Raw genomic sequence first — 6,000 nt, 5'->3', positions numbered from 1 at the left:
GGTGGTTGGCAAGAAAGTGGAGAGTATCGTCGAGCATAGCCAGGCAGGTTAACAGCAGACACTGACGTTTACAAGCCCCAAATAAAAATGCCGTTCAGTCTTAACTGAACGGCATTAGCCCGAAGGCGGTTTCTTTATTTCCTGGCGGAAGCGGTGAGATTCGAACTCACGAACAGTGTAACCCGTCGCTAGTTTTCAAGACTAGTGCCTTCAACCACTCGGCCACGCTTCCAGATGGCAGTATTATACATAAAGCGGACTGGCTTACCAATGGCTAGAACCGTCGCGGCGCTTTCCTTTGACAGGAAGAGCTTGCACGCCTGGACTACACGCCCCAGTTTTCCCGCAGCGCCTTCTCGAACTCTGCCGCCGGCAATGGCCGCGAGAACAGATAGCCTTGCACTTCGTCGCAGCCCGAACTCTTCAGGAAGGCCAGCTGCTCCGCCGTTTCCACGCCTTCCGCGATTACCTTGTGGTGCAGCTGCTGGGCGATGCTGATGATGGTGCTGGCGATGGCGCAGTCGCTGGCGTCTGTCGGGATGCCGGTGGTGAACGAACGGTCGATCTTCAGGGTGTCGATGGGGAAACGCTTGAGGTAGGACAAGCTAGAGTAACCGGTGCCAAAATCGTCCAGCGACAGGGCTACGCCCAGCGCGGTAATGCGGTCCATGATGCCGATCACGCGCTCGATGTTGTGCATCAGCGTGCTTTCCGTTATTTCCAGCTCCAGCCAGGCCGCTTCCAGGCCGTAGCGGGCCAGGGTCGCCGCCACCCTGGCGGGCAGGGCCGAGGTGAATTCGCGCGCGGAAACGTTGACAGCCAGACGGATGGGAGGCAGGCCGGACAGTTTCCACGCCTGCGCCTGGGCGCAGGCCGCTTCCAGCACCCATTCGCCCACCTGCACCACCAGACCCGTCGATTCGGCCAGGGGAATGAATTCGGCGGGCGGGATCATGCCGTGCTGCGGGTGGAGCCAGCGCACCAGGGCCTCTGCACCGATGATGCGGCCGCTGCCCAAGGCGTATTTCGGCTGGTAGTGCAGCAGCAATTGCTGTTCCGATAATGCCTGGCGCAAGCCTGTTTCCAGGCGCATGCGCGCCTGCATGCCCAGGTTCATGTCCTGGCTGTAGAAGGCCACGCTTTCCGCTTCGCCGCCGCTGTCCTGCTTGGCGCGGTACATGGCGATGTCGGCCAGGCGCAGCAGGGTTTCCGCATCCTGCCCGTCTTGCGGATAGACGCTGATGCCGATGCTGGCGCCCACGCGCAAGTCGTGACCTTCGATCAGGAACGGTTCCACCAGGGAAGCGAGCAACTTTTGCGCCACCATGCTGGCCTCGAAATGCTGACCGATGTCGAACAGGCCGACGGCGAACTCGTCGCCGCCCAGGCGCGCCACCAGGTCCTGGTCGCGCAGGGCATGGCGGAAACGCAGCGAGACTTGCCGCAGCAATTCGTCGCCGATGCGCCGGCCCAGGGTGTCGTTGATCAGCTTAAAACGGTTCAGGTCGATGAACAGCACGCAGCCGAGCATCTTGCTGCGCTGCGCCACGCTCAGGGCCTGGTCGACCAGCTTGGCCAGCAAGGTGCGGTTAGGCAGGCTGGTCAGCGGGTCGTAATAAGCCAGATGGTGCAAACGCTCTTCGGCCAGCTTGCGTTCCGTGATGTCCGTCAGGTAAGCGATGAGTCCGATGGGCTTGTCGTCCAGGTCTTGCAGCGGCGACAAGGACAGGCTGGCCCAGAATATCTCGCCCGACTTCTTTCGGCGGCGCACCTCCATCAGGCGTCCTCCCTGTTCCAGGAAGGCGTCGTGGAAAGCCGTGTCTTCGTCCTCGTACAGGAACAGGATGTTGCGCCCCACGGCTTCCACCGAAGTGTAGCCGAACAGGCGCTCGGCGCCCTTGTTCCAGCTGGTGATGTAGCCCGTCAAGTCCATCGTCAGCACGGATTCGTGCAACTGGTCGAGGATTTGCGTCTGCTGCGCCAGCAAGGCTTCGACTTGCGCGTAGGCATGGGTCGAGCGTTGCGCCAGCGAATGCACTTGCAAGACACCGGCCGTCAACGATGCCAGGTTGGCCAGGTGGCGGCGGTCGGCGTCGCTGTACAGGCTGCGTCCCGCCACGCTGTAATGGCCGAAACAGTGGCCGTCGAAACTGATTTCCTGCAGCAAGGTGGGCGTATCGCCGGGGAAAATCGCAGGCTGCGCAGCGGCGTCCATGCTGGCCGCGGGCAGGAACTGGCCATGCGGGCTGGCCATCACGGCGCTGGCGATACGGCCCAGCTCAGCGACCAGCGCGGGACCGCGCAAACGCACGACGGCATCGCACAGGGCGGCGCTGTTACCGAGGAAATCCGACACCGGCAGCAAGGTCATGCTAGAGGTTCCGGCTGACCTGGATGGCCCATTGGTAGGCCTGCAGCAGGCTGCGCCAATAGGTTTCTCCATCGATGCCGGCGCGGCGCAAGCCGTCAGGCGCCGGCGTGGTGCTTTCGACCAGCGCCAGCAAGATGCCCAGCTCGCCATTGCGTTTGAGCAAGGCAGCGTTGACTTCCGGCGCCAGGTTCAGGGTGGCGATGATTTCTTCCATCGGCATGCCCAGCAAGACGTCGAGCAGGGAAAACACGCCCGCCATGAAGGCCAGGTCTTGCGCGTCGCGGTCGCCGCCGCGCAGCTGGCACAGCGCTTCCATTTGCGCCGCGCGCACGGCCGCCAGCGGCAGCAGCGCGTGGATCTTGCCATCGTCTTGCTGGCGCGCATACAGCAGCAGTTGCAGCCAGCGCTGCAGCTGGCGCCGGCCCAGCAAAGTGATGGCCTGGCTGAAGCTGGTAATCGGCGCCGTGAAACCGAAGGCGGCGGAATTGACCAGTTTTAACAAATGATAGCTGAGCGATGGATCTTGCTTGAGCGGCACTTCCAGCTCGTGCGCATCGGCATCGCGGGCCAGCAGGCCCAGCAGCGCCAGCAGGCGCCGGCGCGACGTGGCGTCTTCCGGCTCGCTTTGCTGGCGCGCATGGTGCAGGGCGTAATCGCCGGCAAACCAGCTCACGCCGAGTTCTTGCAAGGCAGAAAACTGCTCCGCGTCGACTATGTTGTAGGCCAGGTGCGGCCCCGGCAAGGGCAGCAGCTGATGCAGGGCCGGGCGTGCGCCGGCCGCGTCAAAGCTCAAGGCGCGCGCGTCGACCTGCGCCGCCACCACGGGACCGGCATCGGCGCCGTCGAGGATGAGGCGGTAGCCGGCGTCGCGCCATTGCTGGCATTTTTTCTGGATCTGCTTGTCACCGGCAAGATGGGCCGGCAAGCGGAAGATGGTGCGTTGCGGCGACAGTTGCGCCAGCACGGCCTCGTCCACGCCATGCGGGTCGGCCAGGGGAATGATGCAGTCGAGCGGCGCCAGGAAGGCATACGCATCGGCGGCGGCCATTGCTGCCAGCAGCGGCGCCGTCGAGGCCTGCGGTAGATGCAAGGTGACAGCGACCCACTCATTATGAGCATTGGCAACTGCTTGTAATCCCACCAACGGAAACAGGTTTGATTCAGACGCTGACATCGGTATCTCAGTGTGGGTAGGGCGCCATAGTAAATAAACTGACCAGCATTGGCAACCCTGGCCCGACAGGGGTGCCCTCGACAGCGTGAATCATTCTATCCGAATCTCACCCACGAAACAGTTTAATTTTGGCAATAAATATTCAAAACGAACATTCCCCCGCGAGACCCGCCTGTCATGCGGGTTAGCCAAAAACACGGCACTGCGCGGCCCTTGTCAGGCGCTGCCGCCATGCGCATGTTCTACCGCATATTTGATCAATTCGGCCTGCCCTTCGATACCCAGCTTGCGCTTGATGTTCAACCGGTGCGTCTCCACCGTGCGCACGCTCAGGTCCAGGTCGCGGGCGATCTGCTTGTTCGACTGGCCCGCCGCGATGTGCTGCAGCACTTGCTGCTCGCGCGTGGTGAGGAAGGAATCGTGGACTTGCGGGCGCGACAATTGCCGCGCCAGCGCTGCACTGTAATAAATGCCGCCGGACATCACCGTCTCGATGGCAAAGACGATATCTTTACCGGGAGCATCTTTGAGCACATAGCCGCGCGCGCCGGCGGCGATGGCTTGCGACACATATTCAAGCTTGTCGTGCATGGACAGTATCAGCACGGCAATCTGCGGAAACGCCTGCTTGAACAGCGCCGTCGCTTCGATGCCGTTGATGCCGCGCATATTGATATCCATCAACACGAGGTCCACCTGGTGGAGGCGCGCCTGGGCCAGCGCCTCGTCGGCGCCGCCCGCCTCGGCTACCACGTCGAAATGCGCCACCGCTTCCAGGCGCGCGCGCAAGCCGTCGCGCACTAGGGGGTGGTCGTCCACCAGCAGGATGTTAATCTTCGCGCTCATGTCTCGGTATCTTCTCGGTGTCTATTCATCAGTGTGTCGGTGGAAGGGCGAGCCGCGCCAGCACCAGGGTGCCGGCCGCAGACGAGGTGATGTGCAGGCTGCCGCCGATGGCTTCCATGCGTTCCGTCATGTTGCGCAGGCCGATGCCGCGCTGCGGGTGCAGGGCGATGCCGTCGAAATCGAAGCCGCCGCCATTATCCTGGATGCGCAATTCCACCGCCTTGCCCGCTTCGTGCAGGCTCACTTCCACGCCGCGCGCATGGGCATGGCGCTCGCAATTGGTCAGCGCTTCCTGGGCGATGCGGAACAGCACGGTATTCACCATGTCGGGCAAGCCCTCGCCCGCCGCCGCAGGACTGGCCGTGAAACTGGCTTGCGCGCTGCTGCTGTCATTGAATTCATGCACCAGGTGGTCGAGCGCGGCGGCCAGGCCCAGGTCATCGAGGATGGCCGGGCGCAGGTTGTGCGAAATGCGCCGCACCTCGCCCAGCACCTTGTTCAGCTGCTCGGCGGCCCGCTCGAAGGTGGCGGGTGCTTTTTCTTTCTGTTCGGCATTGCCGGCCAGGCGCGCGATGCCGGCCTCGATCTGCAGCTTGATGGACACCAGCCACTGGCTGATGCCGTCATGCAAGTCGCGGGACAGCCGCGCCCGCTCTTCTTCCTGCGATTCGACCACCCGCTGCGCCAGCACTTTCAGCTTGGCGTCGGCCACGCGCAATTCGCGCAAGTTCAGCACCAGGCCGCAGGCGGCCACCAGCAGGGAACCGAGGATGGCGATGGCGGCGATCAATTCCATGGTCGAGCGGATATTGCGCGACTGCTGGGCGTCGACCTTGGCCAGCGCCTGGTCCACGTCATCCATATAAATACCAGTGCCCATCATCCAGCCCCATTCCGGCATCAAAATCACATAGCCGAGCTTGGGCGCGGACTTGTTGCTCGACGGCTTGATCCAGTTGTAGCGTTCGAAGCCGCCGCCGCTCTTGGCCCGCTGCATCAGGCGCTGGATGGTCAGATTGCCCTCGGCGTCGCGCAATTGCCACAGATTCTGCCCCACCAGCTCGGGCTGGCGCGGATGCATCAGCGACTTGCCCTGCAAATCATAGATGAAGAAATAGCCGTCGTCGCCATAGCTGAGGGCCGACAGGATGCGCTTGGCCTCCTCTTGCGTAGCGACATCCTTGCGCCCCGACTGGTACAGGGAAGCGATGGAATGGCTGGCCAGGGTCACGTAATGCTTGAGTTCGGCTTCCTTGCTGGCCAGATAGGCCTGCTGGATGGTGGCGCGCTGCTGCTCGGCCAGGGTGTTGGCCTGGTGCCGCACGGCAAATGCGATGGCGCACAGGGCGAGTATGAGCGGCGTAAGGGCCAGGAAGATGACTTTCTGTCTGAGTTTCATGGCCTGGCGCTCCGGCGGCGTCGATGCTGGTGGGAATGCGTGATTTTACGTCGCGGCGCCGTGATCGGCCTGCGTAGTAATACTGAGCGTTACTGCGTAGTCGTGCGCTTGCGGCAATTATACGATTCCTGAATACTTGCCATAAGCTGCAAATACACCAAAAGTCACATCAAACTGGCGACGACCAGGACCAGCAACACACATCATCGC

At 62.5% G+C, this 6,000-nt stretch carries 4 protein-coding genes and 1 tRNA gene; all 5 read right to left on the bottom strand.

The genetic code is table 11. The features are described from left to right. Nucleotides 1-142 precede the first annotated feature (142 nt). Nucleotides 143-232, bottom strand: a tRNA-Ser gene (locus ACQ4WS_RS14735). A 93-nt stretch (nt 233-325) separates the two neighbouring features. After that, nucleotides 326-2,371, bottom strand: a complete 2,046-nt coding sequence (locus ACQ4WS_RS14730) for a putative bifunctional diguanylate cyclase/phosphodiesterase (protein WP_436477371.1) — start codon at nt 2,369-2,371, stop codon at nt 326-328. Nucleotide 2,372: 1 nt separating this feature from the next. Next, on the bottom strand, nt 2,373-3,461 hold the full coding sequence (locus ACQ4WS_RS14725; protein WP_436477370.1) for an EAL and HDOD domain-containing protein: 1,089 nt from the start codon (nt 3,459-3,461) through the stop codon (nt 2,373-2,375). 300 nt (nt 3,462-3,761) lie between these two features. Beyond that, a complete protein-coding gene (locus tag ACQ4WS_RS14720) occupies nt 3,762-4,391 on the bottom strand; it encodes a response regulator transcription factor (RefSeq protein ID WP_436477368.1) in 630 nt (209 codons plus the stop codon). Between the two features lie 28 nt (nt 4,392-4,419). Further along, a complete protein-coding gene (locus ACQ4WS_RS14715; RefSeq protein WP_436477366.1) occupies nt 4,420-5,790 on the bottom strand; it encodes a cache domain-containing protein in 1,371 nt (456 codons plus the stop codon). Nucleotides 5,791-6,000: the final 210 nt, after the last annotated feature.

This window comes from Janthinobacterium leeuwenhoeki (assembly GCF_051380795.1).
Classification (GTDB): Bacteria; Pseudomonadota; Gammaproteobacteria; order Burkholderiales; family Burkholderiaceae_D; genus Janthinobacterium.
Note: the sequence above shows the minus strand (reverse complement) of the source record. Positions and strands in the feature narration are given on the sequence as shown.

Excerpts from the sequence above, each read along its gene's own strand:
- ACQ4WS_RS14730 (WP_436477371.1), bottom strand. The coding sequence starts at position 2,371 with ATGACCTTGCTGCCGGTGTCGGATTTCCTCGGTAACAGCGCCGCCCTG.
- ACQ4WS_RS14720 (WP_436477368.1), bottom strand. The coding sequence starts at position 4,391 with ATGAGCGCGAAGATTAACATCCTGCTGGTGGACGACCACCCCCTAGTG.
- ACQ4WS_RS14715 (WP_436477366.1), bottom strand. The coding sequence starts at position 5,790 with ATGAAACTCAGACAGAAAGTCATCTTCCTGGCCCTTACGCCGCTCATA.